Source organism: Paenibacillus sp. FSL H8-0457 (assembly GCF_038051935.1).
GTDB lineage: Bacteria > Bacillota > Bacilli > Paenibacillales > Paenibacillaceae > Paenibacillus_AQ > Paenibacillus_AQ lautus_A.
This window is the reverse complement of record NZ_CP150293.1, coordinates 3997121-4022958: the sequence shown is the minus strand read 5'-3', so window position 1 is coordinate 4022958 and position 25838 is coordinate 3997121. Positions and strand designations below refer to the sequence as shown.

Sequence of the window (25838 nt, the reverse complement as noted above, 5' to 3'; positions counted from 1 at the left end):
CACGCCGAGTGGTGTGCCCTTTAGTTAAATGAGGAACCGGTCGAACGAACGGCTACCTGCGCCATCGTCTTAAGCAGATACGTTATTTTATAAGAAAACATCTCATCAGTCATAGGAGTTAGAGAAATGAACTATAAAGCTCAACAAAGTTCTCTCGGTTTTGCCCTAATCTTGGCGACATTTTCGGCATTGGGGCCGTTTACGGTCGATATGTACCTGGCATCGCTTCCGCAAATCGCTGTATTTTTTGGAACAAGCGCAGCTGCGGTTCAAGCGAGTTTAACCACCAGCCTGTTAGGATTAGGATTGGGACAGTTGATCATGGGGCCATTAAGCGACATGTATGGAAGGCGTCCGCCTTTGCTGACTTCCATGATCTTGTACATTCTGTCCTCGATTGGATGCGCTTTTGCGCCAAGCATCGAGTGGTTCATATGTTTAAGATTCATTCAAGGGGTTGCAGCGTCGGCCGGACTCGTGATTTCGCGAGCGATTGTCCGAGATCGGTTTCATGGTGTTGAAATGACGAAGTTTATCGCGCTCTTAACGATGATCAGCAATGTGGCACCGTTAATTTCGCCAACGCTCGGAAGCGCGGTAATGTCATACAGCTCATGGGGAAGTGTATTTCTGTTCTTGGGGGCGCTAGGCATAGCACTGACCGCGATAACCTTAGGAGGGTTAAAGGAAAGCTTACCTGTACAGCAGCGTGTTCCAAGCAGTTTCAGCACGTTGATAAAAAATTATAACAGCTTGTTCCGGGAGCGGTCGTTTATGGGATATGCACTAGTTAACGGCATACTGTTCGCAGGCGTCTTCGCCTATGTGGCGGGTACCCCGTTTATTTATCAGAATATGTACGGCGTGTCGCCGCAAATGTTCTCCATCCTCTTTGCGTTGAACGGCCTTGCGATCATTGCGGGATCTCAATTCGTCAAATTGTATGCAGGCCGGGTACCGGAAAACCGGCTATTCAGGATCGGATTAATCATTGCGTTCATATCTTCTGCAGCGGTCTTGTTCGTCGTATTGGTACATGGCGCATTGTCTGCCATGTTTATTTCGATTTTCTTATTCGCTTTTTCCATTGGGATCATCGGGCCGATCTCTTTTACGCTAGCTATGGAGTCGCAGGGGCATATTGCAGGCAGCGCTTCAGCCGTGCTCGGCTCGTTACAATTCGCATTAGGCGCCGTTACGTCTCCGCTTGTGGGAATTGCGGGCGAAAATTCCGCGATTCCTTTTGGAGTTGTCATCTTTTCCACCAGTGTATTATCTATTGCTGCCTATCTCATCCTGATTCAAGGGGGAAAAAGATTAACCGGCGGTAAAACCAGCTCTGAATCCAGCTTGTGAATTTATAGGTAAACGAATTAATAAGGCAGCTGATGCAGCTGCCTTTTCTTCACTTAGGTGTGTTGAACTAGTGGCATTATGGGTTGTTAACCATCGATTGGCTATTCTTAGCGTAACGAGCATAGACGTTATAATAGCAAGCCACATGCACGAAGTTGACAAGCGACCATACAACGAGCCATATGATAGGTGACGACAGGGTAGTCCAAAGACCGGACCATGGCAGCACGCGCCCTCCGCCGATAAACGTCAGCAAAGGGGGGAGAGACAAGAGGATGAGGACCGGAATCAGCCTAATGACCGATATGAGAATGAACATGCCGATTGTAAGGCGTTTTTTCTTCCGACGAATACGAATAGAAGCATAGCCGCCCCATACAAGCGTTGCGAGAATCAACGCCATCATGATCATAGACATGTTTCGATCGTTAAGAAAAGAGATGTTGGGCTGTTCTCCCCTCATCATAGCCGCGACCCCATCGATGATTCCCGAGTAATTCACAAATGCGTTCAATCCTGAATTAAACATCACCGCGATCCCCATTTGCTCGTCCAAAAAAACCGTTTCTTCCGACTTGTACGTCCAGAAAATACCGCTGTGGGAGATCGTTCGGCCTCCCGATGGATCATGGTCTGCGAGCCAACCCATGCCGTACGGCGAAGCTTCTCCGGCTGAATGAAATTGCTTCATCAACGCCGGGGGAAGAAGGTCGCCGCTATATTGGGCAATCATCCACCTGGACATGTCTTCCGCGGTTGAAACGATCCCTGCGGGACCGTCAATAAACCACAGCGGCTCTGAGCGACTCACGGAGCGGCCCAGAATCGAGTAATGACCCGGCGGGATAGCTTCATTCCCATTGATTTGATGCGTCGTGCTGACGCTGTACGTATGGTTCATACCCAGGGGTTTAAAAATATGACGATTCAGGTAATCCGAAAACCGCTCTCCACTGATGCTTTCCACGAGGTTCGCCAACAGCACGTAATTGGGATTGTGGTAGCTGTAAGTTGTTCCAGGTTTATGGGCGAGTTCAACCTCATTTAATAACCGGTTCGCCTCGTGCAGTGCTTGGAATTGCGGAGTCCTCGTCATATCGGGATTGGAGCCATCCGTCAGGCCGCTGGTCTGATTCAATAAATGCCGGACCGTTATGTCATGAACTCGAGGATCCTGAGGAGTCAGTTCGGGAAAATAGGAAACGTAAGCCTCATCCAGATCAATCCGGCCTTTATCCACCAACTGCAGAACGGCTAATGCGGTAAAGGACTTGCTAAGCGAAGCAATGGGTAGAGGTGTTTCGTCCGTTATGCTTTGGTTTTCACCAAACGTACCATAACCTTTGGCATAGAAGGTCTTATCGTTTAAGGAGATTGACAAGGACGCACCTTCGATATGGTTGGCCTTCATGCTCCGGCTCATGTATTCGTCAATGTCCCGCCAAAGTTCCGTGCGGTCCCCGTCCCCCAATGCAGATACGGACTCCGCCATCACGGTCCAAGATAGCAGCAGGCAGGTAATTACGGTAAACATTCTATGTATTGTTTTCGGCATCATAGCACTCCTTCAATCAAGATAAGGATATGCTATCGGATAAATTTCAACTATTTATCAACTACGATCCAAAACTTGCGGTAACGCACCCGCCGCCTTGAGGTCCGTTTTCGACCTGCAAGCTCCCGCCATGTATTTCGCAAAGCACCTTGCAAACATACAGTCCTAGCCCACGATGTTCGGTTGCATCCCACATATCCCCGCGGTAAAAAGGAAGAGCAGCCTTGTTTAGGGCTTCGTTCGAGAAACCGGGTCCGTCGTCCGTGACGGCAATATCCATAGAGGCTTCCCGAATGATAAAACGAGCGTTCACCTGACTGGTTGCGTAACGCGCCGCATTGGCTACCAGGTTCTCGAATACCTGCATGACGACATGGGCATCCAGGCTGATTTCAGAATCAGCGTTATCAATGGAAGAGGCAAAGTTTATGCCGAATTGACTAGCAATTTGATTGGCACTGTCGTTCAGCAAAGCCGTAAAAGGGATGATATCCACGGGATCGCGATGCACCGGGGTATCCTCCAGCTTCTGAATCGAGCTCATGGCCTCCGCATAGTTCTCCAGGCGAACGATGTGAAGGTTCATGGTATGGATCAGGTCCAGAATCTTCTCTTCCGACAATTTCTTCCCGGGAACATAGGTGGCGAGAAACTCGGCGTATCCTTTCAGCACAGACAGCGGCGTCCTCAGGTCATGGGCAAAAATTGCATTGAGCTGCTTGCGCTCCTCCACCGAACGCCAGAGCGCCTTTAAATTGATTTCCAATTGTGATCGCATGTTTTCAAATACGGCGATGAGCTCGCCCATCTCGTCCCGGCTGTCATAGGAGATGCTGAAGCCTAGATCGTTGGCCGAGATCTTCTTGGATGCTTGCATCAGAATCGTCAGCGGTCGTTTTAGCTTCCATCTGTAAAATAGAACGGCCATGGCGACTATTCCTGCGGCTACCGTCAACAGCACCGCCGCGACGAGGGAGGGCAGCAACCAATCGGCCTCTCCAAAACGCTCCCGCAGGATCTCCGCCCAGGCAAATTCCAAAGTGATCATGGCCAGTACGGCCAAAAGCGTGAGAATGCATAACAGGATGAACGATTGCAGCAAATTAAGTCTTTCTAGCAGCAGCCTATTTACGAGTTTAGCCATTTGTATCCTACTCCCCACACCGTCTCGATTCGATCGCTGCAGCCGTATTCCTTGAATTTGTTGCGAATTCGCCGAATATGCTCCGCGATGACGCTGCTATCGCCTTCTTCGTCCAGGCCCCAAATTTTCTCGTAAATGCGCTCCTTCTCGAATACCATGCCGGGATTCATGGACAGCAATTCGATAATGCCGAACTCTTTTTTGGCCAGAGGTATTCGTTTATCCTGGAAATAGAGCTCCCGGGCCGTATAATTAATGACCAAATCGTGGTTAAACCTCACCGAGGCTTTGGTTGGGACTCGCTGTTCCCTGCGCAAATGCGCTTCTACTCTGGCGCCAAGCTCGCGAATACTGAAAGGTTTCAGGATATAGTCATCGCCTCCTGCCCGAAAGCCGGCTATTTTATCGGCATCTTCGATTCGAGCGGTCAAAAATAAGATGGGGCACGAAACAAAGCCTCTTATTCTTTCGCAAATTTCAAGGCCGCTCTCCTCAGGCATGTTGATATCGAGCAAAACGAGATCGGGTCCTAGTTCCACTTTTCGCATGGCTTCCCGGCTGTCCTTGGCCGTCATGACAAAATATCCATTGATTTCAAAGTAATCGGTCAGCAGCTTTCGAAGATCCGCCTCATCGTCCACGATTAGTATCTTATGCATACATGCTTCATCTCCAGTTTCATATGTTTGATTTCAGCATATCAAAGAAATTTTCGCATACCAATCGGATTTTAATTGAACGGCATGGAAAGTCTAAGGCAGAGTAGACGAGGTTCACCAATCGTGGTATGAATAGTATTGTCTGTGTCGGTGGCGCTTCGACACCACCACCGTTAGAGAAGGGCTGGTTAACGAAAGTAATTGGAGATACAAGTTATTTTATTTTGGAGGATCAATAATGAATCAACGTTTTCGGATCACGAGATCCATGCAACCCAACGCTGGCGATCAGGAGATTTCATTGGAAGAATGCCAACAATATTTTTCAACCAAAGCTGATTTTATTTATCAGACGGAGCTCACTGTGAGAGGGGAAGAGAGCACCATGTCGGTAGAAGGCGATTTCTTTATGTGGAAACATGGGGAAGCCTTGATTCCATTCAGGCACTACATGGGAGAGCTGTATGTCGCCGTTTCCCATCAAGAGCTTGTGCCTCTCATGATCGAAATTGCAACTGATTTGCGGGCGGATATCGTAGAAGGGTAACCGAATGGATCCTGTAAGGGCTTCGTAAGATCATCCGTATTAGATATGTTAGGCTGTCGAGATAAACAGCGAAATGAGAAGCGCCGATGAGCTTGGTTAGAGGATCTTACCGAGTCCATCGGCGCTTTTTTTGCGAAGTCCATTTTAAATGGCGCAGGATGGTTTGGTGTAGGATGCCTGCGACTATCCGCGAATTATTGCCCCAATCCACCAAGTTGATGGCGGCCGTTAAAGCAAACGCAAGCGGGCATCGGCGATGCCCCAACGGATAGGGAAGGGCTGAAAGAGAGGGGCGGTAAGAGAATGGAGTGGAGGAAGGGTGGCTTGCCTTCTATCATAGATTCTGCACGCCGACTTCATTCTTTGGGGAACTTTTTTAGCAGGAGATCTACTTTTTGGTGCAAGTGCCGCAGTTCTTTATTGTAATGTCTGTAAGTTAATACACCGAGAATGGATTTGATGCCCAAAAAGACGATGGCTGCAATGACAATCAGCAAATAATTGTGAGCCAGTTGTCCAAGCCAGCTGTTGATATTAACCATGATGACCCTCCTTCATGAATAGTATTTGTTTTTCGGCCAGAAAGTTATGCCAGAACATGTAAAGTAACGGCAACCCGATGATTTCTGACGGCCGGTCATTACAGGAGAATATGACCATATGATCGTTCGATTTGTTTGCCTTATCTTTGGTTGATGGTTATCCTGTAGGGCTTGGTGTTTGATCAGGACCTACGAGTGCTTGTTTTTTGTTGTAAATGCAACAAAAATGGTGTACTATTTTCTTACTGCTTCATTTGAATAAATTCGAGAAGAGTGGAGTTGCATATATGAAGGACGTACTACGTGAGATTGGTATGATCGCCAGGTCATTGGATTCGATAAGCAATATTGAGTTTAAGCAATACGACCTTACAAAAGGACAGTATTTGTACCTCGTGCGAATATGTGAACACCCAGGAATTATTCAAGAAAAGTTATCTGAAATGATAAAGGTCGACCGAACAACAACGGCCCGGGCTATAAAGAAGCTTGAGATGAATGGGTTTATTGATAAGAGAGAAGATCAATATAACAAAAAAATCAAAAAACTGTTTCCTACGGAGAAAGGGAGCCATGTGTATCCATTAATAAAAAGGGAGAACGATTATTCCAATTTGGTTGCACTATCCGGATTCTCTGCAAGTGAAGTAGAAGTCATGTTTGAGCTTCTCCAAAGAGTCCGACACAATGTGGAAAAAGACTGGGAGTTTGTTAAAAAGGGTAACAAGCGACACTATTGATGTATTCAAAGGAGGACGAAGCAAAGTGACCATAACTATAGAAAAGTGCACGATTAAAGATCTGGGCTTGCTTCAAGAAATAAGCATTGAGACATTTAACGAGACTTTTAAGGATCAAAATTCGCCTGAAAATATGAAAGCCTACTTAGATAAAGCTTTCCACTTGAATCAATTGGAAAAAGAATTATCGAATATCTTTTCGGAATTCTATTTTATTTATGCTGATAGGGAAATTGCAGGGTATTTAAAAATTAACACCCATCATGCTCAGTCTGAAGCAATGGGCGATGATTGCCTAGAGATCGAGCGGATTTATATCAAGAAAAGCTTTCATAAACAGGGGCTTGGCAAATATCTAATGATTAAAGCCGTAGAGATCGCGTTGGAACGCAATCTAAGGAAGATCTGGCTAGGGGTTTGGGAAAAAAATGAGAATGCCATTACCTTTTATAATAAAATGGGGTTTGTTCAGATGGGGACCCATACTTTCTATATGGGGGATGAAGAGCAAATCGATCTTATCATGACCCAAACACTCAAATAATAACATGATAGGAAGCTCAGCGTATCGACCTTAGGACTCATGGGCAAGGCGATGGTCAGTGTTCTTTTGGATCAGGACTACAATATGACTGTGTGGAATCGAACTTCAAGCAAAGCTGACGATAGCATTACCAGCTTAATAGAAATGTTTAAAAAGCCTTTATGATCGCATAGTCCGACCGCATTCCATTCGTGGTATGCGGTTTTTCTTTATGCCCAAGAGTAATGAAACGATTTTTTCAGTATGGGCCGAGAGTTGACAGAAATGATTTTATATTTTAATATTCATCCATGACGTTAATCGTAAATATTACGAATAACAAATAATACAGAGTCGATTGGCTCGGAAAGAAGAGAACATTACCATGCAAAAAGGGATACATCCAACATTTCAAAAAGTCATATTCCTAGACGCGAGCGTTGGCTTTTCATTTCTCAGTGCGTCCACGAAGACTTCGACAGAAACGATGGAGTGGGAAGACGGTCAAACCTATCCTGTGATTCGCGTAGATTCCAGTTCGGCTTCGCACCCTTTCTTCACGGGCAAGCAGAAAAATACCGAAATCGGCGGGCGTGTCGATAAGTTCAAGAAACGATTAAGTTATAAACGGTAGAGAGGTTAACGTACCGAATCAGAAAAAGAACGGTCACGCCATGATACTCGATTTATGCAGTGAAGGAGCAGCAGTTGATCATGAGCAAACGCAATGCAAGCCAGCGTATTCCGCGTGCCAAAGGGATCGATATGGCAACCGTGTATTCACCTAAGGAGTGCGGCAAAAAAGCGAGGCACCTGATATTGCCGGATTTCAATCAGAGAATTGTGGATGAGTTCGATGCCATCGCCAGGACGAGGGACAGTAACGATGAAGTGAAGGAGATGGCCCGTGCTGTTAATACATTGGTGCAGTGTTTGGATGATTTTGGGGACAAGAGCATCATGATGGCGGCCACCAATTTGGAGAAGGAATTGGACCAGGCAATATGGACGGCTGTCATGCTGCCGAGTTGGGAAAGGGATTAGATATAGGATACACCGGGTTTCATGCTGAATAAAACAGTTTTTCTGTCACAAGGAAGGAAGAGATGGGGATATGTTATTGTCTTCCATGCGCGACGTTGTGTTTGGATACGGGGATCAAGCTGTCGTTGAGAATTTGTCGCTCGACATTCATAGCGGACAATTCATCGGTATATCCGGTCCAAATGGTGCCGCAAAATCAACTTTGCTGAAATTGATGCTTGGTTTGATAAAGCCCTGGAGCGGGTCCATCGTTTTCAAGCGAGTATTGGAGGACGGATCCAGGATATCTGTTGGATATGTTCCGCAGCAAGTGGCCTCGTTCAATGCTGGTTTTCCCAGTAAAGTGATTGAGCTTGTACGATCGGGCCGCTACGGACGACTCGGATTGTTCAAGCGTTTCACATCCGCAGATTATGAGATCGTTGAGCGAAGCCTGAAGGAAGTGGGGATGTGGGAATATCGTCATCGGAGGATCGGCGAGTTATCGGGAGGGCAAAAGCAGCGAATATGCGTTGCCAGGGCGTTGGCCCAGGAGCCGCAGGTGTTGATTCTTGACGAGCCTACGACAGGGATGGATGTGTCGAGTCGTACGGATCTGTACCGACTATTAAACGATTATGTCAAGGACAAAGGCAACACGGTCATTATGGTCACCCATTCGCTTGATGAAATCGGTCCATATCTGGACCAGGTCGTCCACTTGGAGCGAAAGGAGAATGAGGGATGGCGATGCTCAGTTACGAATTTATGCAGCGCGCGTTTTGGGCAGGAGGCCTGATCGGCGTGATCGGTCCCGTTCTGGGCGTGTTTTTAATGCTCAGGCGCCAGGTTCTCATGGCGGACACACTCTCTCATGTATCCTTGGCGGGAGTCGCATTGGGTTCTTTTTTGAAACTGAATCCCGCACTCAGCGGTTTTGCAATGGCTATGATCGGGGCACTTGTGATTGAACAGCTTAGAAGAGTGTATCGTACATACACCGAGGTTCCGGTTGCCATTATTATGACCTCTGGGCTTGCTCTATCGGTGGTCCTGATGAGCTTGAATCAAAATCTGAGCAAGAGCTTCAGCTCCTATTTGTTCGGATCGATTGTTGCGGTTAGCGATACGCAGCTTCGGCTTATTGCGGTGGTAGCAGCAGTAGGGATCATCTTTTTTGTTGGTTTGCGCCGGCCGCTTTATAACTTTGCTTTTGATGAGGAGACCGCTTCGGTATCCGGTATGCGTGTCTCTCTCCTGTCTTTTTTATTCGCCGTGTTTACGGGAATGACGGTTGCCGCCGCCATGCCGGTAGTCGGCGTGCTGTTGGTTTCGGCGTTAATTGTGCTGCCGGCCTCGATCGCACTGCGGATGGCAACAGGTTTTTTAGCAGCCATGGGGATCGCCGTCTTTGTTGGGTTGAGCGGTGTTTTTTCGGGCCTTGCTGCTTCATACTATCTCAATACGCCGCCAGGAGGTACCATTGCCCTGATTCTGTTAGGATTTCTAATCTTGGCCGTTATCTTTCAAAAATTGCTTCGGTTACAAAATCGAAGATCGATACAAAAAATAAATAGAAATAGGAGTCATAAGAATTATGAAGAGATTTAAGCGAGTATTAACCCTACTATCCCTATCCGCAGTATTGGCTATTGCAGGCTGCGGCTCGGGTAAACCGACGGTTTCTCATGATGGAAACGGGTCTTCCGCCAGTAACCAGACGTCTGATGCTTCCACAACGGAAACTACAAAGCTGAAAGTTAAAACCAGCTTCTACCCCATGTATGAATTTACTAAACAGGTAGCGGGCGATCTGGCAGATGTGGAGAATTTAATTCCTCCGGGTATTGAAGCGCATGATTGGGAGCCGACACCCCAGGACATGGCGGGGATTTCCGATGCCGATGTGCTGGTGTATAATGGCGCCGGCATGGAAGGCTGGGTCGATCAGGTTCTGGAGAGCATCCAGGGCACCGGGGTATCGGCAATTGAGGCCAGTAAGGGAATAGAGATCATGGAAGGTACCGGTCATTCTCATGGCCATGGTGAAGAGGGGGATCACGGCCACGATGAGCATGCCCATGATCATGGTGAAGAGGGGGATCAGAGCCACGATGAGCATGCCCATGATCATGGTGAAGAGGGCGATCACAGCCACGATGAGCATGCCCATGATCATGGTGAAGAGGGCGATCACAGCCATGATGAGCATGCCCATGATCATGAAGAGGGCGATCACAGCCATGATGAGCACGCCCATGATCATGAGGAAGAGGGGCATCACCATGACCACGGTGGACTGGATCCGCATGTATGGCTCTCGCCGGCCATGGCTGTCAAACAAGTGCGCAACATCGAGGCAGGTTTGGCCGAAGCTGCTCCGGAACATCAAGAGGCATTCAAAGCAAACGCAGATGCTTATGTTAGTAAACTGGAGGCATTGGACAAAGAGTTTCGAGACGGACTGAAAAATACCAAACGAAAAGACTTCATTACGCAGCATGCTGCGTTCGGGTATCTAGCCAGAGAATACGGTTTGACTCAAGTGCCGATTGCAGGCTTGTCTCCGGACCAAGAGCCCTCGGCTGCTCAAATGGCTAAAGTGATCGAATTTGCCAAGGAGCACAATGTAAAAACGATATTCTTTGAAACGCTTGTGTCGTCAAACGTTGCAGAGACGATAGCCTCTGAGATCGGCGCTTCGACTTCCGTACTTAATCCGATCGAAGGATTAACCGAGGAAGATATCGCGGATAACCTTGATTACATTGCCATTATGCGTCAAAACCTCGACGCTTTAACAAAGGCTTTGAATGAATAATCACGAATAGGAAGGGAGGCGTGTTCCAAGTGGCGAAAAAATCGAAAGTCGTGAAAGAACGGAAAAGACAAGAGATGGTTGCTAAATACGCGCAGAAGCGTAAGGAACTGAAAGAGAAGGGCGACTACGCAGCGCTCCAAAAACTGCCCCACGACTCTTCGGCGACCAGGCTTCATCATCGCTGTGCGGTCAGCGGCCGGCCAAGAGGTTATATCAGTAAATTTGGCGTTTCACGCATTGTTTTTCGGGAGTTGGCCCATAAGGGGCAAATTCCTGGTATAACGAAGTCCAGCTGGTAACTACCTTGTCAACTTCTATTGTTGGACGACAAGAACAGATAAACATGGATAAGCCGCATAAACTGCGGCTTTTTTCATATTTCGCAAATTGGATTTCATTTGATTGACACGCGTATTGCTTCAATGTTACTTTTTAATAATACCCATTTTATGGGTCATCATTTAAGGAGTGTTTTGTATGAGATTACCCGTGCATGAACGATTCATTGAACAGGCAATAACGCATTTTCGCCAAGATCAACGATTTGCAGGTTTGCTCGCAGGCGGTTCTATGGTGCACGGCGCTATGGATGAGTACAGTGATTTAGATTTAATTCTGGTTTATCGTAATGAATTCCGAAGTGAGATCATGGATCAACGGCTTCAAATTGCGGAAGGGCTGGGTAACCTGCTGTCGGCATTCACCGGGGAGCATGTTGGTGAGCCTCGTTTGGTTATTTGCCTATACGGCCCCGATCCGCTTCATGTCGACCTCAAATTTGTACAGCCGCAAGAGCTCGAATCTCGAATCGAAGACCCGAGAATTCTATGGGAGAGAGGTTCTGACATTACAACGATACTGAACAAAACGACGTTGTCTTTTCCTAACCCTGATCCGCAATGGATTGAAGACCGCTTTTGGGTATGGGTTCATTACGGTGCAACAAAACTAGGGAGAGGCGAGTTGTTTGAAGTAATAGATCTTTTAACATTTATGCGAAGCGCAGTCTTGGGGCCGCTCGTTCTCATGCGTAACGGCCAGCAACCGCGAGGGGTTCGAAAATTAGAGAAATACGGTGTCCAGGAATTAGAGGAGCTTAAAGGAACGATTTCCCTCCACAACTTGGATAGTTGCTACCAGGCTTTAAAAAATACGATAGCGTTGTACCAAAGCTTACGCCAGGCATCGGAAATTGTAACCAAAACGGAAGCAGAACGCATCTCTATCGAGTTTCTTGACCATGTCTATTCAGCCAAACTTCAATAAAAAAGGTCGGACGACAAGAAAGGTAAATTCATTTTACTAGGAGTACTATATATAAAATTTAACAGATGGGATATGGTGTAATGTCGAACGCCGTTGAGTTGGTGAAACCTTCAGCTGCATATAAGAGGGAGTATCTGTCTTTTTACGAAGATTGGATGTCGGATGAACAGGATATTACCCCGTGGGTAGTGAGGAAAGATCCAGCTGATTTTGATTCCATGATCGAATTTTTATATGCGGAAGATACAGAAGAGAAGCTACAGAACAAGAGCTTTGTCCCTCATTCTACGTACTGGCTTATCGACAGCTATTCAAAAAAAGTAATGGGTGCAGTCAATATTAGACACAGACTTAATGAAAAACTCTTGAATAGCGGCGGGCATATCGGTTACGGAATACGTCCGTCGGAAAGAAGAAAGGGCTATGCTTCCGTACTTTTAGCATTAACCCTTGAAATCACGAGAGATATGGGACTAAACAAAGTGCTGCTGGTTTGTGATAAAGGAAATGTGGCATCGGAAAAAACGATTCTGAAGAATGGTGGTCAGTTTGAGTCGGAGTATGTGGAGGAGAATGGGAACGTTGTAAGACGATTCTGGATATTCTTATAGACTCTTTGCATTGAGGATTTTACCCATCCTATCCGGACTGGAGGGCGAAGGATAAAAAGAGGTCGACCAGCAAGCTCTGGTGACCTCAGCTATTGATGTTCTATTCGTTAGAACGAAGCGCTAACAAGCGTTTTAAGTTATCATCTATAAATTGATTATCGGCGCTGTTGATTCCGCGTCCGGCAAAATGACCCCAGATCGACTCAATGGGTTTAAATAGAGCATGTGGTATAAGATTAGCCTCGTATTCATTGTCGTCGGCCGGGCAGAAGAGATCCGTGCTACCCGGCATGATGCAGGCAAGCGCCGAAATGCTTTTGAGCGCTTTATCGAAATCTCCGTTATAGGAGGGGTTCGCACTTATGTCTGCATGTTGACCTGTCCATAACATGGCCAGGACATTGTGCGGATCCATCTTCATAAAGCTGTCTTCCCAGACGCCCGCCATAAATTCTGCCAAAGAGTCAAAACCCATCTCACGATAAAGTTCCTCTCTATAAAACGCCTGCGATACGCCCCACCCGGCATAGACGCGTCCGACGGCGCGCATGTCTGTAGAAGTCAACTTGTTTAGTTTGCTTGAATCGAAGCCGACTGCAGCCATGAGCGGAGCCTTCATTCCTTCCAGGACCACGTACGTTTGGGGCCAAGTCTTGGCAACGCCGGCAAAAGGGGCGATTCGCTCCACCATGTCGGGATAACTCGCACCCCACTGAAATGCTTGAATGCCTCCCATGGACCACCCAACGACGAGAGCGATCTTGTGAATGCCGAATTTCTCGGTCACCAGCCGATGCTGAAATTCAACGTTGTCATAGATGGTTACCTGCGGAAAATGAGCCCGGTCGAATGGGGGGGGCGTGTTGCTGGGAGAGGAAGATAATCCGTTGCCCAACAGGTTTGGAACGATAATGAAATATTCTCGCGGATCCAATGCCATACCGTTTCCAATCAACCATTCATTCTGAGTATGCTGGTCCCCAAAGGCTGTGGGATAGATGATGACATTATCTTTCTTCTCATTCAATCGTCCATATGTCTTATAAGCAAGAAAAGCGTCCGGTAACGTCACTCCGGATTGCAAGGTTACGTCACCCAAATCAAAAATTTCATAATCCATCATATCGTTTGCTCCCTTCAAAATGAATCCATATATTTAGAGTGTAGTTCTTGTACTCAGTATAGGGTCATGGTACTCTCAATAAAAGTGAATAGAATTCAAAGCTGTATTCAATAAAATTGAAGGTAAAAGGGGCATCGTATATGGAATTACGCCAACTGATTACGTTCCGCACGGTGGCGTCCACATTAAATTTCAGTCGTGCTGCGGAAGTGCTGAGCTACGTCCCTTCCAACGTCACGATGCAAATGAAGGCATTGGAGGATGAGCTGGGGGTTCGCCTGTTTGACCGTTTGGGCAAGCAGCTCGTACTCACAACGGCGGGTAAACGCTTTTTAACACATGTCCAGAGTGTTCTTGACCAATTGGAAGAAGCTAAAACCGTCGTTCATGACAACGAGGTTCTAAGCGGCACCCTAACGATCAGTGCCAATGAGGTGATTTGCGCCTATCGGCTTCCGGCTGTCTTTCAGTTATTTCGTTCGCGCCATCCGGGCGTGCGTCTCATCTTCCGCTCCGTTCCCAATCAAGAGCTCAAACAAACACTCTTTGAAGGAAGCGCGGACGTCGTCTTTATGTTGGACGAACCCATTCGCTCAAGCGGACTTGCCGTGGAACCCTTGCTGGAAGAAACGTTCCGCTTATTCGCCGCTCCAGACCACCCGCTCGCAAAACGGACGGTGCTGCGGCTCGAAGATTTTCACGAAGAAGTGTTCTTGACGAATGAAAAGGGTTGTCCCTATCGAACCATGTTTGACCGGTCCTTTGAAAAAGAGGGCATTGACAGTATTACGTATTTAGAGTTTCAAAGTGCCGAAGCGATTAAACAATGTGCCATTTCGGGAATCGGCATTGCCTTTCTTCCAGAAATCGTAGTGGAAGCCGAAGTTGAACGAGGCGAACTGGTTGCCCTTCCATGGCAAATTCCGGATTTGCACGTGTATACACAAATGCTGTGGCATAAGGACAAGTGGCTTTCACCAATCATGATGTCGTTCATAGAAGCGGCAAGGGAGATTCTTGCTTCAGAGGAGGATAATAGGTCATAGGAAAAAGGTGAAGAATGTCGTTTGCTCCGGAAAGAAAGAGACCGCTCTTTACCTTCAATTGTACCCCCCCACTTTATAACAAAAAAAACCCAACCTATTGAGGTTGGGTTTTTTTGAATTATGCATATGAAGGAAGCTGCGCTGGAATTTGAAAAGAAACCGTAGTGCCTTGATTCATCGTGCTCTTGATAACCAGCCCGCTGCCAAAGGTTTGGAGCAGACGACGATTCGTGTTGTAGAGACCGATGCCGCCTTTTCGATGGTCGGGTGCATTCAGCAGCTGGGTAACCTGGTCGGGTTCCATGCCAAGCCCGTTATCCGTCACTTCAACGATGATAAAGTCCTCTTGCATTGCAATCCTGACCCGTATCGTACCGCCACTGGCCCTCTTCATAATGCCGTGCCGCACCGCATTTTCCAATAATGGCTGGATCGCCAGCGGCGGGATGAGGACGTTGAGATCCCAATCAACTTCCCAGGTCACGTTCAGGCGTTCCCCGTATCGTTCCGTCTCTACGTATAAATAGGCTTGGATAAGCTCAAGCTCCTGCTGCAGCGGTACCAGCCGATCCTGATTCCGATAATGGAAGCTGATCTGCAGATAGGAGCTGAAAGCCTCGCCAAGGCTTCGCATGCGATCGATGTCCATTTCGCTAAGCGCCATAATCGAATTCAAGGTGTTGAACAAAAAGTGAGGGTGGATCTGTGCCTGCAAATAGGCTGCTTCCATGCGCAGGCGATCATCCACCGTATGCTTCAGCGTGATCAGGGAATGGATGCGGTATCTCAATTCTACAGGATCAACCGGCTTCGTTACATAATCATTTGCGCCGGATTGGAAGCCTGCATACACATCGGCCGATTCGCCTCGAGCCGTCAGCAGCAGTACGGGCAGCTCCGCTGCGTTAAAGCGCTCCCTTACGGTGCGGGTGAGCTCGTAGCCGGACATCTCCGGCATCATGACATCCGCTATGAGGAGATCCCACGGCTGCGAGCCGAGAAGCTCAAGCGCTTCGGCAGCCGAGGCAACGACACTCAGGTTGTACGGCTCTGCCGAAAGAATGCCGGCAAGGATGCGCAGGTTTACAGGATCGTCATCCACGGCCAGGATACTGACGGGATGCTCTTTCGACCATAGCTTCGTGGGTACCTGCATAGGGGTACCGCCAGCTGCGACGTCCCAGCTGGCAGCGAGTTCTTTGTAGACAGCTGTGTCTACAGCGGGTACGTGAACCCGCTGCGAAGCAGAGTACTCTGCGTTTGTGTCCGCAAGCGGGAGTGTGAACGCAAAAGTCGTTCCTTTCCCTGATTCCGATTCGACCGTCAGCTCGCCGTCATGCAGTTCAACGAGTTCCTTGCTGATGCTAAGCCCTAGGCCGATCCCCTTCGCGTCATTCAACCCTTGATTCCCCTGCTCGTACGGAAGAAAAATGCGGTTTAGCGTTTGAGGGTCCATCCCGATCCCCGTATCCGTTACCAAGATCGTCATTTTACTGCCCTTGGTAAAGGCGGAGACGGTAACGGAGCCTTTCTCCGTGTATTTGATGGCGTTGTGAATCAGATTGAGCAAAATTTGAACGAGCCTCTTTTCATCCGCCTGTACGGCAGGAAGGGCTTCGGGGATATTCATCTTGAGCTGAACGGGCGCGCCGTCCGTCATAAATTTTACGATATCGAATACCCCGTTGACGACGGAAACCAGGGAAACCCGGCTTAGCTGCAGCTGAATTTGCTTCTCCTGAAGACGGACGGCATCCAGCAGGTCGTTTAATAAATGCGACATCCGGCGGCTGACCGTAATCAACAGGTTCAAATCCTCGCTGCTCTGTTTGCCGAGGGTTTCTTTCTCCCGTTCAGCAAGGCTTATGGCGATATTCATGATTCCGTGCAGCGGCGTACGCAGCTCGTGAGACGTGTTGGCCAAGAACCGGTCCTTCATTTGATCCGCGAGCTTCAACTTATCGTTGAGTTTGCTGATTTGATGAAGGTTGCGGAAGTATCGCTTAAACCAATAGGCCGAAAATCCGATGATGGCCGCGAGCACGTCCACCGGATAATACACGGCGGGGAGTTCCCAATATTTATTAAGCGCCCCCCATACGGCGCTTGCCAGCACGCCGCTGGCCGACAGCAGCAGGAATATGGAATCATCCTGGCTGTTAAAGACCATTCGGGTAAACAGGAACAGCGACATCAGCATCGGCAGCAGGTAAAAGGCGCCGAACACCCGGAATTCTACGAGCCAGTGAACCCAAGACACAGGAGCGGCAAAGACTACGACCGTATATAGAGCCAGAAGCGTGCTGAATGTGATAAACCACACATTACGGTTCCGGGCGGTAAAGGTGCGGCTCAGCTTCCATATGAAATACGACAGCCACGAATAAGAGAGAAAGGTTACTTTGACCTCCCATTCATAGTTTAAAGGCACCCATTTCAGCAGGAGGCTGTCGTCTGATGTCACGACGGTTAAAGCGGCCGATACTAGCAACAGGAAAAAATCGAGCAGCGACCTTTCCCGCGGATTGAATATGTATAGAATGAAGGCGTACAGTCCGTGCAGCATCAGGACGACAAACATAATCAGCTGAAGATCAACGGAAACGCCGTGCTCATCCTGGATTGCCTGGTGCGATCCCAGCTTGATCGGCTTTGCGATTCCGCCTAAGTAAGGATGCTCATAGTTCGCCACGCGGATGATCAGATCGAGCTCGCGAGCATCCCGGTCGGGAACATAATCGACAACGAAAGAGGTGCGGTTCGGCAGATAGGAGGCTTGGCCGGGCTCGCCCGTCCTTCCCATGGAAGCTACCGTTTCGCCGTTGATGTCCACGGTAGCCGCGGATTGAATCTCCTGGATCCAGAACGAGATAGGGGTCGAAAGCGGGCGATCCAGCAATATGCGAAGTCGGTACGTTCCGATGCCAAACGACGAAGTTTTTGTCTTATTCGTACGATTGTTATTCCAGTCTCCAGGTACATTTACGTAGGTAAACTCATGAGACGGCTTCATTTCTTGTTCTTTAGCCAGGATGTCGGCGTAGAATTGCCACTCTCCGTCCAGATTGATGGATTTTGCGCCCAACAGATCCCAGCCTCTCAAATCGAGTATTCCATTGGAGACTTTCGGTTGATCTGCAGGAGGGGCATAGGATTCAAGCCAGAGCCAACGGATCCCCAGGAGCATGCTCAAAAAAACGACAAATGCCGCAAAATGCGGGAGTAATGCAATGATTCGAAATCGTTTGTGGTTCTTTGCGAGTATGGTTGTCACCGTTCACGTTCCTTTTTAAAAGTCTTACTTCCCAATATACGCAAAAAAAGCATAGTCGTACAGCACTATATGTTAGGTTGATAAGGTCTCGAACTTATATCCTTTGCCAAATATGATTTGTATGAACGAATTCGGAAGAGCACTCGCGAGGAGCAATGTCTCAATCATGCTAATCCATGACAGAATAATCAAGGTCCGGTCATTTCGATCTCCTTATAATTGTAGATTGGACAGTTCATAACATCATGGAATGTGAGGAGTTTGATCATGCAGGCAAGCGGAGATTTAGGAAACGGCATGTATAGGAACCCGATATTGGCCGGTGATTATGCGGATCCTAGCGTAGTCAGAGTCGGAGACGATTATTATATGACGCACTCCAATTTTAAGTTTGCGCCGGGGTTATTGATTTGGCACTCTAAAGACTTGGTGAACTGGGAACCCATCGCCAAAGCGTTAACCGATTATGCTGGAGATGTCTGGGCGCCAGATTTGACATACTACAAAGACCGGTTTTATATCTATGCTCCCATCAATGAAGAGATCATGGTGCTGACGGCGACGCACCCACACGGACCTTGGAGTGATCCGCAAAAGGTGGGGGTGCAAGGAATTGACCCGGGACATGTCGCGGATTCCAATGGTAACCGGTATTTGTTTTTTAGCGATGGTTATATGGTAGAACTGGCTGGGGACGGTTTGTCGGCTGTGGGCACTCCGCGCAAAGTGTACGATGGCTGGCCGTTTCCGAAGGAATGGGTCGTGGAAGGAAACTTTATGGAGTCTCCCAAGCTAACGTTTCATAACGGATATTTCTATCTTACCGTGGCGCAAGGAGGTACATCGGGGCCTTCGACTAGCCATATGGTCGCTTCTGCGCGATCCAAAGAGCCATGGGGGCCATATGAACACTCCCCCCACAATCCGATTATTCGAACGCAAAGCCGGAATGAACGATGGTGCTCTAAAGGGCACGGTTCATTGGTTGACACCCCGGACGGCGGTTGGTGGATCGTTTATCACGCGTACGAAAAAGGATACTACACACTCGGCAGGCAAACGCTGCTCGAACCGCTGGAATGGACGGAGGACGGATGGTTCCGCGTCCCGCTTCATTGCAAGACAGATGAGCCTATTCCAAAACCGCCGGGAGATGCCGTTCCCCATGGCATGACTTACGGTGAATTTCAAGAAGTGTCCGGCGGGCTGGGGTATCCATGGAGCTGGTATCAATCCAGCAATGATATTCAATATACGCTGCAGAAGCAAGCGATAACGATCCAAGCTGCTCCCGAGGCGTCGCCACTGGTTATGATGCCGGAAGACCATTCGTATGCCGCGCAGGTAGAGATTGAGCTTTCCGAAGAATCGGCAGCCCAGTTTTTATTGTTCTATAATGGATCGACGTATAGCGGATTCGGGATATCCCAAGAGGGGCTTTATGGGATTATTCGCGGCTGGGAGACGCCATCAAAGCCTTTTCCGCATCGGCGTGTCATCGTTCGTCTTGAAAATAACGAGCATGAAGTCGTCTTCTATTACAGTGCGGATGGATCATTATGGAATAAATTTGAGCATTCATTCGAAACCTCAGGCTGGCATCATAACACATTGGGCGGATTTCTTGCATTGCGAATCGCTCTCCGGGCGAAAGGTTCCGGCGAGGTTACGTTTAAAAACTTTATCTATCAGAAGCTGTAAATATGAAGCGACGCGCCTTTTACATGGGTGCGTCGCTTCTTCCATTGGCGAGGCGGCGCGTGTGGAGAAAGAACCTGTATGCCGCGCGTAGAAAGCACTTTACATATTGGTTCGGTATGCTTTTGGAGACTGTCCAAAGATCTTCGAGAACTGACGGGTAAAATAATTGCTGTCATTGAATCCGCCCTGATAAGAAATCTCCGATATCGGCAGGTTGGTCGTCTTTAACAGCCTGCATGCATGCTCCAATCGGAGCTGCAGGAGATAAGCGAAAGGCGTTGTTTGGTAGTAAGATTGGAATATCCGATTCAAATGCCTGACGGATATATTGGATTTGGCCGTAATTTCGTCACGGGAAATGGGCTGCAAATAGTTATCCTCCATAAAAGAAATGGCTTTGGCCAAATGCATCAGATTACTTTGGGTTCCTTGACGCTCCTGCTTTTCATACTGCCGTGACAACTGAACGACGAGCTCCATAAATCGCGAACGCAGGATGGTCTGGTAGCCCTGCAGCTTGCACGCGTATTCCTCAATCATGAAGTCAACAACGGAGGATACGTAATCCAGACTTGAGATCGGCAGGCTCATCTCATTCGGACTCCCTCCAAAAGCATGGCTTGCAGTGACCTGATTGTCCTTATCATGCTATTTAAAGAATCTAAAATCAAGGTTGGAGGACAAAAGTGTGAATAATTGGAGAAGCGTCAGGTTGATCCTGCTTTACAAGGAAAAAGACAATCATGTTGAAAAACCAACTACTTTGTGTTACGATATACCGGTAATATGTCACACTAATTACCGAGCCGCGGAATGTGGAGAATAATTTTTATTAAAACAGTTGACACTCCATCTACTCTGTAATACAATGTACCTGTAGTAAGTAATACTAAATAGCTCGATTTACAAAAGCTGTTAGGTAAAAAACATTCCCTTAGTACTATGTTGTACTGAATATTGGTCAGACTAAATAGAGGAGGGACGAAAAAGAGGAGGCTTTGAACATGGAAAATTTAACTGAAATGCTGAAGGGTTCGCTGGAAGGCTGCGTGCTTGAAATCATCAGCCGCCATGAAACCTATGGCTACGAGATTACCCGCCGTCTGAACGAGCTTGGGTTTACCGAAGTCGTGGAAGGGACGGTCTACACCATTCTCGTGCGATTGGAGAAGAAGAAATTGGTGAACATCGAAAAAAAACCGTCAGACATGGGACCGCCTCGCAAGTTTTACACACTGAATGAAGCGGGCCGCCAGGAACTTGAGTTGTTTTGGGAAAAGTGGGATTTTGTATCATCAAAAATCAACGTCTTGAAGTCGACGTAGCATCATAAGATATTCCGTCCGAGATATGGAGTGTCGGGTTCGGTTTTATAAAAAAGGAGGAACCATAACATGATGGAAATATTCAAAAAAATGATCGGCGATAAAAAAGAATACAAGATGATGATGGCACGCGTTGAAGTCCTGCCAGAAGACTACCAGTATGTATTTAAGAAGATTCAAAATTACATGTGGAATTTCTCCTCCGGCAACGGGATGGATATGCTGCATATGCAGTATGAATTAATCGAATTGTTCGAAGCCGGTGCGGCGGAAGGCAGACCAGTGCTGGAGATCACCGGGGACGACGTGGCATCCTTTGCCGACGAGCTGGTTGCTAACGCTAAAACCTATGTCGCGAAGTATCGTGAAGATTTGAATCAGAGCATCATGAAACGATTGGGTAAGAAATAAATTCATTACAATAATACCGACTGATTAGCTGGTTACGCGTGTGAATTGCCACCTTCGCTATTCAGTTATATTTTTAGTCCAGTAGTAAGTAATACAGATTATCAGTCAGACTAACTAGTTGCGTTAATTTAGCTCTCAAGGCACTTAACCGTAATTTTCGGAATTCTCAAGCGCGGCCTAATCGATTATAAGGAGGAAAAAATATGAGCAATGCGGCGATTTCAGTAAAAGGGTTAAAAAAATCCTTTAAAGACAAGGAAGTCTTAAAAGGGGTGGATTTTGAAGTGCGGCGCGGCGAAATTTTCGCGCTGCTGGGCTCCAATGGAGCGGGCAAGACGACGACGGTCAATATCCTCTCGACGCTGATGAAGCCGGATGGCGGCGCAGCGAGTATTTGCGGCTCTGACGTCCAGCGTCAACCGGATCATGTTCGCCAAAGCATCAGCCTGACTGGGCAGTTTGCAGCTATTGACGGCATGAACACAGGAAGGGAAAACCTCATTATGATCGCCAAGCTGAGGGGAGTTCCCAATCCTGCTCAAGTCGCTGACAATCTGCTTGCCAAATTCAGCCTGACCGATGCGGCGGGCCGCCGGGCGGACCAGTATTCCGGCGGGATGAAGCGCCGGCTTGATATCGCCATGAGCCTGATCGGGAGTCCAGCCGTCATTTTTCTCGACGAACCGACCACAGGACTTGACCCTGAAGCACGAATTGAAGTCTGGAATACCGTCAAGGAGCTTGCCGGCAGCGGCACGACCATCTTGCTGACGACCCAGTACCTGGAGGAAGCCGAGCAACTGGCGGACCGTATCGCCATCCTGCATGGCGGAAAAATCATCACGACCGGTACCCTTTCCGAACTCAAAGAGATGTTCCCGCCGGCAAAAGTAGAGTATATCGAGAAGCAGCCGACATTGGAGGAAATTTTCCTTGCAATCATCGGTAAAAAGGAGGAAATGTAAATGAAAAGCAAAACAGGGGTATTATTGGGGCGTTTAATGCGCAACATCATGCGCAGCCCGGATACGATTATCACGGTGGCGATTACGCCGATAATGATGATGCTGTTGTTTGTCTACGTATTTGGCGGCGCCATAGAGACTGGCACGGCCAACTACGTCAATTATTTATTGCCGGGAATCTTGCTGATGGCTATCGCATCCGGCGTCTCTTATACTGCCTTCCGGCTGTTCGGAGATGTAAAGAGCGGACTGATGGCGCGTTTCATTACCATGCCGATCAAGCGCTCGTCGGTATTGTGGGCTCATGTGTTGACATCGCTTGTTTCCAATGCGCTTACGGTCGTGGTGGTTTTCCTCGTCGCGCTATTGATGGGCTTCCGTTCCGGCGCTAATATCCTGGATTGGCTCGCGGTAACAGGGATACTCGGGTTGTTTACGCTGGCGCTGACATGGCTGGCGGTCATTCCCGGCTTGACAGCAAAGACGATGGAAGGGGCGACGGCCTTCTCATACCCGCTGATATTCTTGCCGTTTATCAGTTCGGCCTTTGTCCCTACCGAAACCATGCCTAAAATTGTGCGTGCGTTCGCTGAGAACCAGCCCGTGACTTCCATCGTAAATGCGATTCGTGCCCTCTTGCATGAAGGATCTGTCGGAAACGATATCTGGATCGCGCTTGCCTGGTGCGTCGGCATCATGGTCATCGCTTACTTTTTCGCTAATAAAGCCTTTAAACGCCAGTTAGGTTAAATACACCTAGCCTCCTCAGATGATCAAAGAACAGGTAACATCTTTCATCGAACAGAATGGCCATGGATACTGTAAAAGCCGCATGAAATGCGGCTTTTTTTGTTATGGCTTTAGCCAGTTGAGTGCGTGAAACGCGCGAAACAAAAAACCACCCGCTATGCGGGTGGAGGGATTGAGGGTTTGACCACTAAGACCATTCCGATAAACTTGAGATGTTCAGGCTCAAAGAAAGGAATGGTCTTAGATGGCAACCAAGAGCTACAGCCTAGCTCACACAAAGTGGATGTGCAAATACCACATTGTATTCACCCCGAAGTATAGACGGAAAGAGATTTATAATCAAGTGAGAAGAGATCTGATTGAAATTTTCAAGCGCTTATGCAAGTACAAAGGTGTAGAGATCATAGAAGGTCATATGATGCCGGATCATGTACACATGTTGGTAGCGATCCCACCGAAAATTGCAGTCTCATCGTTCATGGGATATCTAAAAGGAAAAAGTTCGCTAATGATCTTTGAGAAGCATGCCCAACTCAAATATAAATACGGGAATCGAAAATTCTGGGCAGAAGGATATTATGTGAGTACGGTAGGATTAAATGAAGCAACGGTAAGAAAGTACATTCGTGAACAAGAAGCACATGACCAAGCGGTAGATAAGCTGAGTGTAAAAGAGTACGAAGATCCGTTCAGTAGCAACAGGAGCAAGAAGAAATAAACCAGTTTAACTGGTAAGTGAAAGTGACAAAAACACTGAGCCTGAACGGATTTGTGGTCAGGCTAGCGTCTTTAGGCGCAGTTTGGCAACAAGGGGTTATACCCCAAGAGCAAACCACCCGTTGGACGGGTGGTCATGATTGAAGAATATACGTTTTACTTGAAAAATTGTATGTATCTCATCATTTCGGATATGCCGTTCATTTGCTTTTCCAGTTGCTCATTCAGCTTCTGAAGAGCCACTTTGAAGGAGCGTTCAATCGTAGTTAGATCATGTGTCTCTAAAGCTTCAAGCAGCTGTTTCATGCTTTCAATGAAAAAGATGGTTTTCCTTAAACTGCTTAGCACTATAATCTTTTTTAATTCCTGAGACGTAAAGACTCGATATCCGTTTTCCGCGTTTCGCTTAGCGCGAATAAGTCCCTCCTTTTCCCAATGTCGAATAGCGGAGGGGTTAACGCCAGCGATCAACGCGACCTCCCCGATTTTCATTTCATCCGTGACCTTAATATTTCTATACTTGGAGAAATCCGTTTGATGAATGAGCCTCATAACCTCCTCGACTCGCTGCTTCTCTACCTGAATGTTGTACTGCTGTACATTGATCATCCAAAGTGCTTGTTCAACATGACCTTTCTTTAATAAACTCATGACCTCGTAGGCGATAGGCAGATCGAATCCTTGGACCAAGGATCGTAAAGCAAGAAAAGCTTGATCATGGAGCGGCGTGTAATATCTTCTGTTGCTTGAAGTCCGAGGTACGTCAGGCACCAGGCCGAGATTTTCATATCTTCGCAAGGTAGTGGTGCTGACATGAAGTTTCTTGGCCATCTGTTTCGGTGTAAAGGTTCTGTCCATTTGCGTGCACCTTCCTTAAAGTCAAACTCTAAAGTACGGCAACAATATTATAAGAGACAATGACCCTCCCCACAAGGATTCCCGGTATATCAAGCGAAATCTTGCATGAATGTTATATGATCGAAGCAGGAACGCAACATGGAGGAGGTAAAGGTCATGGAAAAAGGGAATTATGCTTTAGCGTCATATCGCAACCTAAAGCCCGGCGAATTCATTACGTTCGGCACGTATCCGCAGACTATGGACGGCAAAGAACAGGCGATTACTTGGCGTGTTCTTCAAAACTCAGGAAGCGAGCTGTTGGTATTGAGCGAATATATTTTGGACTGCAAGAGGTATCACGGCAAGCGTGCGGATCTGACGTGGCGTGATTGCATGGATATATCGTGGCATGACTGCGACTTGCGCGAGTGGCTGAATCATGAATTCTATAACGTCGCATTCAATGCTTCGGAGAAAGAACTCATCAAGACGACGCATTGCACGGACAACGGAAAGGGCTGCCCGGATACGGAGGATAAGGTTTTTCTGCTCAGCGTTGCCGAAATAAACGATGTATCTGAGACTCACGGCAAGGATTGGAGACGCGCTGTCGGAACCGATTATGCCAAAACGATTAAGCCCGATGGATGCAGCTTATATGTATATGATAAAACGAACAAAGACAACTATATGATCATAGACGGCAAAGAAGCTGGCTGTTCCTGGTGGTGGCTGCGGACGCAAGGAAACAAGCCTTCGCGTGCGTATTTTGTAGGGACAGGCTGCAGTGCTCGCAGTTACGGAAATAACAGTATTGACGGTTATGGCGTACGCCCTGCTTTAAATTTGGATCTATCATAAACGAAATGGAATAGGAGAACTTTCCGGAAGAAATATCG

The 25838-nt window shown here is 47.6% G+C and carries 27 protein-coding genes and 2 pseudogenes; 21 read left to right on the top strand and 8 right to left on the bottom strand.

Features of this window, described 5'->3' with window-relative positions; translation table 11 throughout:
• Positions 1-126: 126 nt before the first annotated feature.
• On the top strand, positions 127-1356 hold the full coding sequence (locus tag MHI43_RS17635; protein WP_036660714.1) for a multidrug effflux MFS transporter: 1230 nt from the start codon (positions 127-129) through the stop codon (positions 1354-1356).
• 76 nt (positions 1357-1432) lie between these two features.
• Here MHI43_RS17635 and MHI43_RS17630 read toward each other — a convergent pair whose 3' ends face one another.
• The 3 genes from MHI43_RS17630 to MHI43_RS17620 all read right to left on the bottom strand — a co-directional run bounded on the left by MHI43_RS17630 (position 1433) and on the right by MHI43_RS17620 (position 4714).
• Positions 1433-2911: a serine hydrolase domain-containing protein gene (locus MHI43_RS17630; RefSeq protein WP_036660712.1), complete on the bottom strand. Its 1479-nt coding sequence runs from the start codon at positions 2909-2911 to the stop codon at positions 1433-1435.
• A 61-nt stretch (positions 2912-2972) separates the two neighbouring features.
• Entirely contained in the window at positions 2973-4055 is a 1083-nt protein-coding gene (locus tag MHI43_RS17625; RefSeq protein ID WP_015735674.1) for a HAMP domain-containing sensor histidine kinase, read from the bottom strand.
• Positions 4040-4714 carry a response regulator transcription factor gene (locus tag MHI43_RS17620; RefSeq protein ID WP_015735673.1) on the bottom strand — a complete coding sequence of 225 codons (675 nt, stop codon included), beginning with the start codon at positions 4712-4714 and terminating at the stop codon, positions 4040-4042. Before MHI43_RS17620 ends, MHI43_RS17625 begins: the two co-directional genes overlap by 16 nt.
• Positions 4715-4952: 238 nt before the next feature.
• Between MHI43_RS17620 and MHI43_RS17615 the strand changes: the two genes are divergently transcribed.
• Complete coding sequence (locus MHI43_RS17615; protein ID WP_036660710.1) at positions 4953-5261, top strand: hypothetical protein; 309 nt, start codon at positions 4953-4955, stop codon at positions 5259-5261.
• Between the two features lie 356 nt (positions 5262-5617).
• Here MHI43_RS17615 and MHI43_RS17610 read toward each other — a convergent pair whose 3' ends face one another.
• Positions 5618-5803, bottom strand: a complete 186-nt coding sequence (locus tag MHI43_RS17610) for a hypothetical protein (RefSeq protein WP_009591326.1) — start codon at positions 5801-5803, stop codon at positions 5618-5620.
• 287 nt (positions 5804-6090) lie between these two features.
• On the opposite strand from MHI43_RS17610, the gene MHI43_RS17605 reads away from it, so the two are divergent.
• The 11 genes and pseudogenes from MHI43_RS17605 to MHI43_RS17555 all read left to right on the top strand — a co-directional run bounded on the left by MHI43_RS17605 (position 6091) and on the right by MHI43_RS17555 (position 12787).
• Entirely contained in the window at positions 6091-6543 is a 453-nt protein-coding gene (locus tag MHI43_RS17605) for a MarR family transcriptional regulator (protein WP_015735671.1), read from the top strand.
• Positions 6544-6568: 25 nt separating this feature from the next.
• On the top strand, positions 6569-7087 hold the full coding sequence (locus tag MHI43_RS17600; RefSeq protein WP_036660708.1) for a GNAT family N-acetyltransferase: 519 nt from the start codon (positions 6569-6571) through the stop codon (positions 7085-7087).
• A gap of 39 nt (positions 7088-7126) precedes the next feature.
• A complete protein-coding gene (locus tag MHI43_RS17595) occupies positions 7127-7252 on the top strand; it encodes an NAD(P)-binding domain-containing protein (protein WP_081746264.1) in 126 nt (41 codons plus the stop codon).
• A gap of 199 nt (positions 7253-7451) precedes the next feature.
• Positions 7452-7700 (top strand): type B 50S ribosomal protein L31, encoded by a 249-nt coding sequence (locus MHI43_RS17590; protein ID WP_015735669.1) that lies wholly within the window; start codon positions 7452-7454, stop codon positions 7698-7700.
• Positions 7701-7780: 80 nt separating this feature from the next.
• Positions 7781-8074: pseudogene (locus tag MHI43_RS17585) on the top strand (AAA family ATPase); the annotation flags it as partial.
• Between the two features lie 106 nt (positions 8075-8180).
• The gene (locus tag MHI43_RS17580; protein ID WP_036660706.1) at positions 8181-8888 is read left to right on the top strand and encodes a metal ABC transporter ATP-binding protein; all 708 of its coding nucleotides are present in this window, start codon (positions 8181-8183) and stop codon (positions 8886-8888) included.
• On the top strand, positions 8834-9700 hold the full coding sequence (locus tag MHI43_RS17575; RefSeq protein ID WP_036660704.1) for a metal ABC transporter permease: 867 nt from the start codon (positions 8834-8836) through the stop codon (positions 9698-9700). Before MHI43_RS17580 ends, MHI43_RS17575 begins: the two co-directional genes overlap by 55 nt.
• Positions 9687-10910: a metal ABC transporter substrate-binding protein gene (locus tag MHI43_RS17570; RefSeq protein ID WP_036660703.1), complete on the top strand. Its 1224-nt coding sequence runs from the start codon at positions 9687-9689 to the stop codon at positions 10908-10910. The genes MHI43_RS17575 and MHI43_RS17570 overlap by 14 nt, the downstream gene beginning before the upstream one ends.
• 29 nt (positions 10911-10939) lie before the next feature.
• A complete protein-coding gene (gene rpsN, locus MHI43_RS17565) occupies positions 10940-11209 on the top strand; it encodes a 30S ribosomal protein S14 (RefSeq protein WP_036660701.1) in 270 nt (89 codons plus the stop codon).
• Between the two features lie 178 nt (positions 11210-11387).
• Positions 11388-12176: an oxalate:formate antiporter gene (locus MHI43_RS17560; RefSeq protein ID WP_036660699.1), complete on the top strand. Its 789-nt coding sequence runs from the start codon at positions 11388-11390 to the stop codon at positions 12174-12176.
• A gap of 80 nt (positions 12177-12256) precedes the next feature.
• Positions 12257-12787: a GNAT family N-acetyltransferase gene (locus MHI43_RS17555; protein ID WP_015735663.1), complete on the top strand. Its 531-nt coding sequence runs from the start codon at positions 12257-12259 to the stop codon at positions 12785-12787.
• A 100-nt stretch (positions 12788-12887) separates the two neighbouring features.
• On the opposite strand, the gene MHI43_RS17550 is transcribed toward MHI43_RS17555, so the two are convergent.
• Positions 12888-13907 carry an alpha/beta fold hydrolase gene (locus tag MHI43_RS17550; RefSeq protein ID WP_036661005.1) on the bottom strand — a complete coding sequence of 340 codons (1020 nt, stop codon included), beginning with the start codon at positions 13905-13907 and terminating at the stop codon, positions 12888-12890.
• A 143-nt stretch (positions 13908-14050) separates the two neighbouring features.
• On the opposite strand from MHI43_RS17550, the gene MHI43_RS17545 reads away from it, so the two are divergent.
• A complete protein-coding gene (locus MHI43_RS17545) occupies positions 14051-14956 on the top strand; it encodes a LysR family transcriptional regulator (RefSeq protein WP_015735661.1) in 906 nt (301 codons plus the stop codon).
• 118 nt (positions 14957-15074) lie between these two features.
• Here MHI43_RS17545 and MHI43_RS17540 read toward each other — a convergent pair whose 3' ends face one another.
• Positions 15075-18230 (bottom strand): ATP-binding protein, encoded by a 3156-nt coding sequence (locus MHI43_RS17540; protein WP_036660697.1) that lies wholly within the window; start codon positions 18228-18230, stop codon positions 15075-15077.
• 267 nt (positions 18231-18497) lie between these two features.
• Between MHI43_RS17540 and MHI43_RS17535 the strand changes: the two genes are divergently transcribed.
• The gene (locus MHI43_RS17535; RefSeq protein WP_036660696.1) at positions 18498-19931 is read left to right on the top strand and encodes a family 43 glycosylhydrolase; all 1434 of its coding nucleotides are present in this window, start codon (positions 18498-18500) and stop codon (positions 19929-19931) included.
• 99 nt (positions 19932-20030) lie between these two features.
• Here the strand turns inward: MHI43_RS17535 and MHI43_RS17530 are convergent.
• A pseudogene (locus MHI43_RS17530) lies at positions 20031-20528 on the bottom strand (AraC family transcriptional regulator); the annotation flags it as partial.
• Positions 20529-20935: 407 nt separating this feature from the next.
• Here MHI43_RS17530 and MHI43_RS17525 point away from each other — a divergent pair.
• The 5 genes from MHI43_RS17525 to tnpA all read left to right on the top strand — a co-directional run bounded on the left by MHI43_RS17525 (position 20936) and on the right by tnpA (position 24100).
• Positions 20936-21256 carry a PadR family transcriptional regulator gene (locus MHI43_RS17525; protein ID WP_015735658.1) on the top strand — a complete coding sequence of 107 codons (321 nt, stop codon included), beginning with the start codon at positions 20936-20938 and terminating at the stop codon, positions 21254-21256.
• A gap of 69 nt (positions 21257-21325) precedes the next feature.
• Complete coding sequence (locus MHI43_RS17520; RefSeq protein WP_036660693.1) at positions 21326-21667, top strand: DUF1048 domain-containing protein; 342 nt, start codon at positions 21326-21328, stop codon at positions 21665-21667.
• 203 nt (positions 21668-21870) lie between these two features.
• On the top strand, positions 21871-22632 hold the full coding sequence (locus tag MHI43_RS17515; protein WP_036660692.1) for an ATP-binding cassette domain-containing protein: 762 nt from the start codon (positions 21871-21873) through the stop codon (positions 22630-22632).
• Positions 22633-23382, top strand: a complete 750-nt coding sequence (locus MHI43_RS17510; protein WP_009592402.1) for an ABC transporter permease — start codon at positions 22633-22635, stop codon at positions 23380-23382.
• 244 nt (positions 23383-23626) lie between these two features.
• On the top strand, positions 23627-24100 hold the full coding sequence (gene tnpA / locus MHI43_RS17505; protein ID WP_015737123.1) for an IS200/IS605 family transposase: 474 nt from the start codon (positions 23627-23629) through the stop codon (positions 24098-24100).
• A 155-nt stretch (positions 24101-24255) separates the two neighbouring features.
• Here tnpA and MHI43_RS17500 read toward each other — a convergent pair whose 3' ends face one another.
• Positions 24256-24957: a MerR family DNA-binding transcriptional regulator gene (locus tag MHI43_RS17500; RefSeq protein ID WP_036660690.1), complete on the bottom strand. Its 702-nt coding sequence runs from the start codon at positions 24955-24957 to the stop codon at positions 24256-24258.
• A gap of 156 nt (positions 24958-25113) precedes the next feature.
• Between MHI43_RS17500 and MHI43_RS17495 the strand changes: the two genes are divergently transcribed.
• Positions 25114-25800: a DUF6273 domain-containing protein gene (locus tag MHI43_RS17495; RefSeq protein WP_036660688.1), complete on the top strand. Its 687-nt coding sequence runs from the start codon at positions 25114-25116 to the stop codon at positions 25798-25800.
• The last annotated feature ends 38 nt before the right edge of the window (positions 25801-25838 follow it).

Coding starts and splice junctions, on each gene's coding strand:
- MHI43_RS17635 (WP_036660714.1), top strand. CDS start 127: ATGAACTATAAAGCTCAACAAAGTTCTCTCGGTTTTGCCCTAATCTTG.
- MHI43_RS17625 (WP_015735674.1), bottom strand. CDS start 4,055: ATGGCTAAACTCGTAAATAGGCTGCTGCTAGAAAGACTTAATTTGCTG.
- tnpA (WP_015737123.1), top strand. CDS start 23,627: ATGGCAACCAAGAGCTACAGCCTAGCTCACACAAAGTGGATGTGCAAA.
- MHI43_RS17570 (WP_036660703.1), top strand. CDS start 9,687: ATGAAGAGATTTAAGCGAGTATTAACCCTACTATCCCTATCCGCAGTA.
- MHI43_RS17535 (WP_036660696.1), top strand. CDS start 18,498: ATGCAGGCAAGCGGAGATTTAGGAAACGGCATGTATAGGAACCCGATA.
- MHI43_RS17575 (WP_036660704.1), top strand. CDS start 8,834: ATGGCGATGCTCAGTTACGAATTTATGCAGCGCGCGTTTTGGGCAGGA.
- MHI43_RS17580 (WP_036660706.1), top strand. CDS start 8,181: ATGTTATTGTCTTCCATGCGCGACGTTGTGTTTGGATACGGGGATCAA.
- MHI43_RS17595 (WP_081746264.1), top strand. CDS start 7,127: ATGGGCAAGGCGATGGTCAGTGTTCTTTTGGATCAGGACTACAATATG.
- MHI43_RS17605 (WP_015735671.1), top strand. CDS start 6,091: ATGAAGGACGTACTACGTGAGATTGGTATGATCGCCAGGTCATTGGAT.
- MHI43_RS17555 (WP_015735663.1), top strand. CDS start 12,257: ATGTCGAACGCCGTTGAGTTGGTGAAACCTTCAGCTGCATATAAGAGG.
- MHI43_RS17545 (WP_015735661.1), top strand. CDS start 14,051: ATGGAATTACGCCAACTGATTACGTTCCGCACGGTGGCGTCCACATTA.
- MHI43_RS17560 (WP_036660699.1), top strand. CDS start 11,388: ATGAGATTACCCGTGCATGAACGATTCATTGAACAGGCAATAACGCAT.
- MHI43_RS17590 (WP_015735669.1), top strand. CDS start 7,452: ATGCAAAAAGGGATACATCCAACATTTCAAAAAGTCATATTCCTAGAC.
- MHI43_RS17510 (WP_009592402.1), top strand. CDS start 22,633: ATGAAAAGCAAAACAGGGGTATTATTGGGGCGTTTAATGCGCAACATC.
- MHI43_RS17525 (WP_015735658.1), top strand. CDS start 20,936: ATGGAAAATTTAACTGAAATGCTGAAGGGTTCGCTGGAAGGCTGCGTG.
- MHI43_RS17520 (WP_036660693.1), top strand. CDS start 21,326: ATGATGGAAATATTCAAAAAAATGATCGGCGATAAAAAAGAATACAAG.
- MHI43_RS17610 (WP_009591326.1), bottom strand. CDS start 5,803: ATGGTTAATATCAACAGCTGGCTTGGACAACTGGCTCACAATTATTTG.
- MHI43_RS17615 (WP_036660710.1), top strand. CDS start 4,953: ATGAATCAACGTTTTCGGATCACGAGATCCATGCAACCCAACGCTGGC.
- MHI43_RS17495 (WP_036660688.1), top strand. CDS start 25,114: ATGGAAAAAGGGAATTATGCTTTAGCGTCATATCGCAACCTAAAGCCC.
- MHI43_RS17515 (WP_036660692.1), top strand. CDS start 21,871: ATGAGCAATGCGGCGATTTCAGTAAAAGGGTTAAAAAAATCCTTTAAA.
- MHI43_RS17620 (WP_015735673.1), bottom strand. CDS start 4,714: ATGCATAAGATACTAATCGTGGACGATGAGGCGGATCTTCGAAAGCTG.
- MHI43_RS17500 (WP_036660690.1), bottom strand. CDS start 24,957: ATGGACAGAACCTTTACACCGAAACAGATGGCCAAGAAACTTCATGTC.
- MHI43_RS17630 (WP_036660712.1), bottom strand. CDS start 2,911: ATGCCGAAAACAATACATAGAATGTTTACCGTAATTACCTGCCTGCTG.
- MHI43_RS17550 (WP_036661005.1), bottom strand. CDS start 13,907: ATGGATTATGAAATTTTTGATTTGGGTGACGTAACCTTGCAATCCGGA.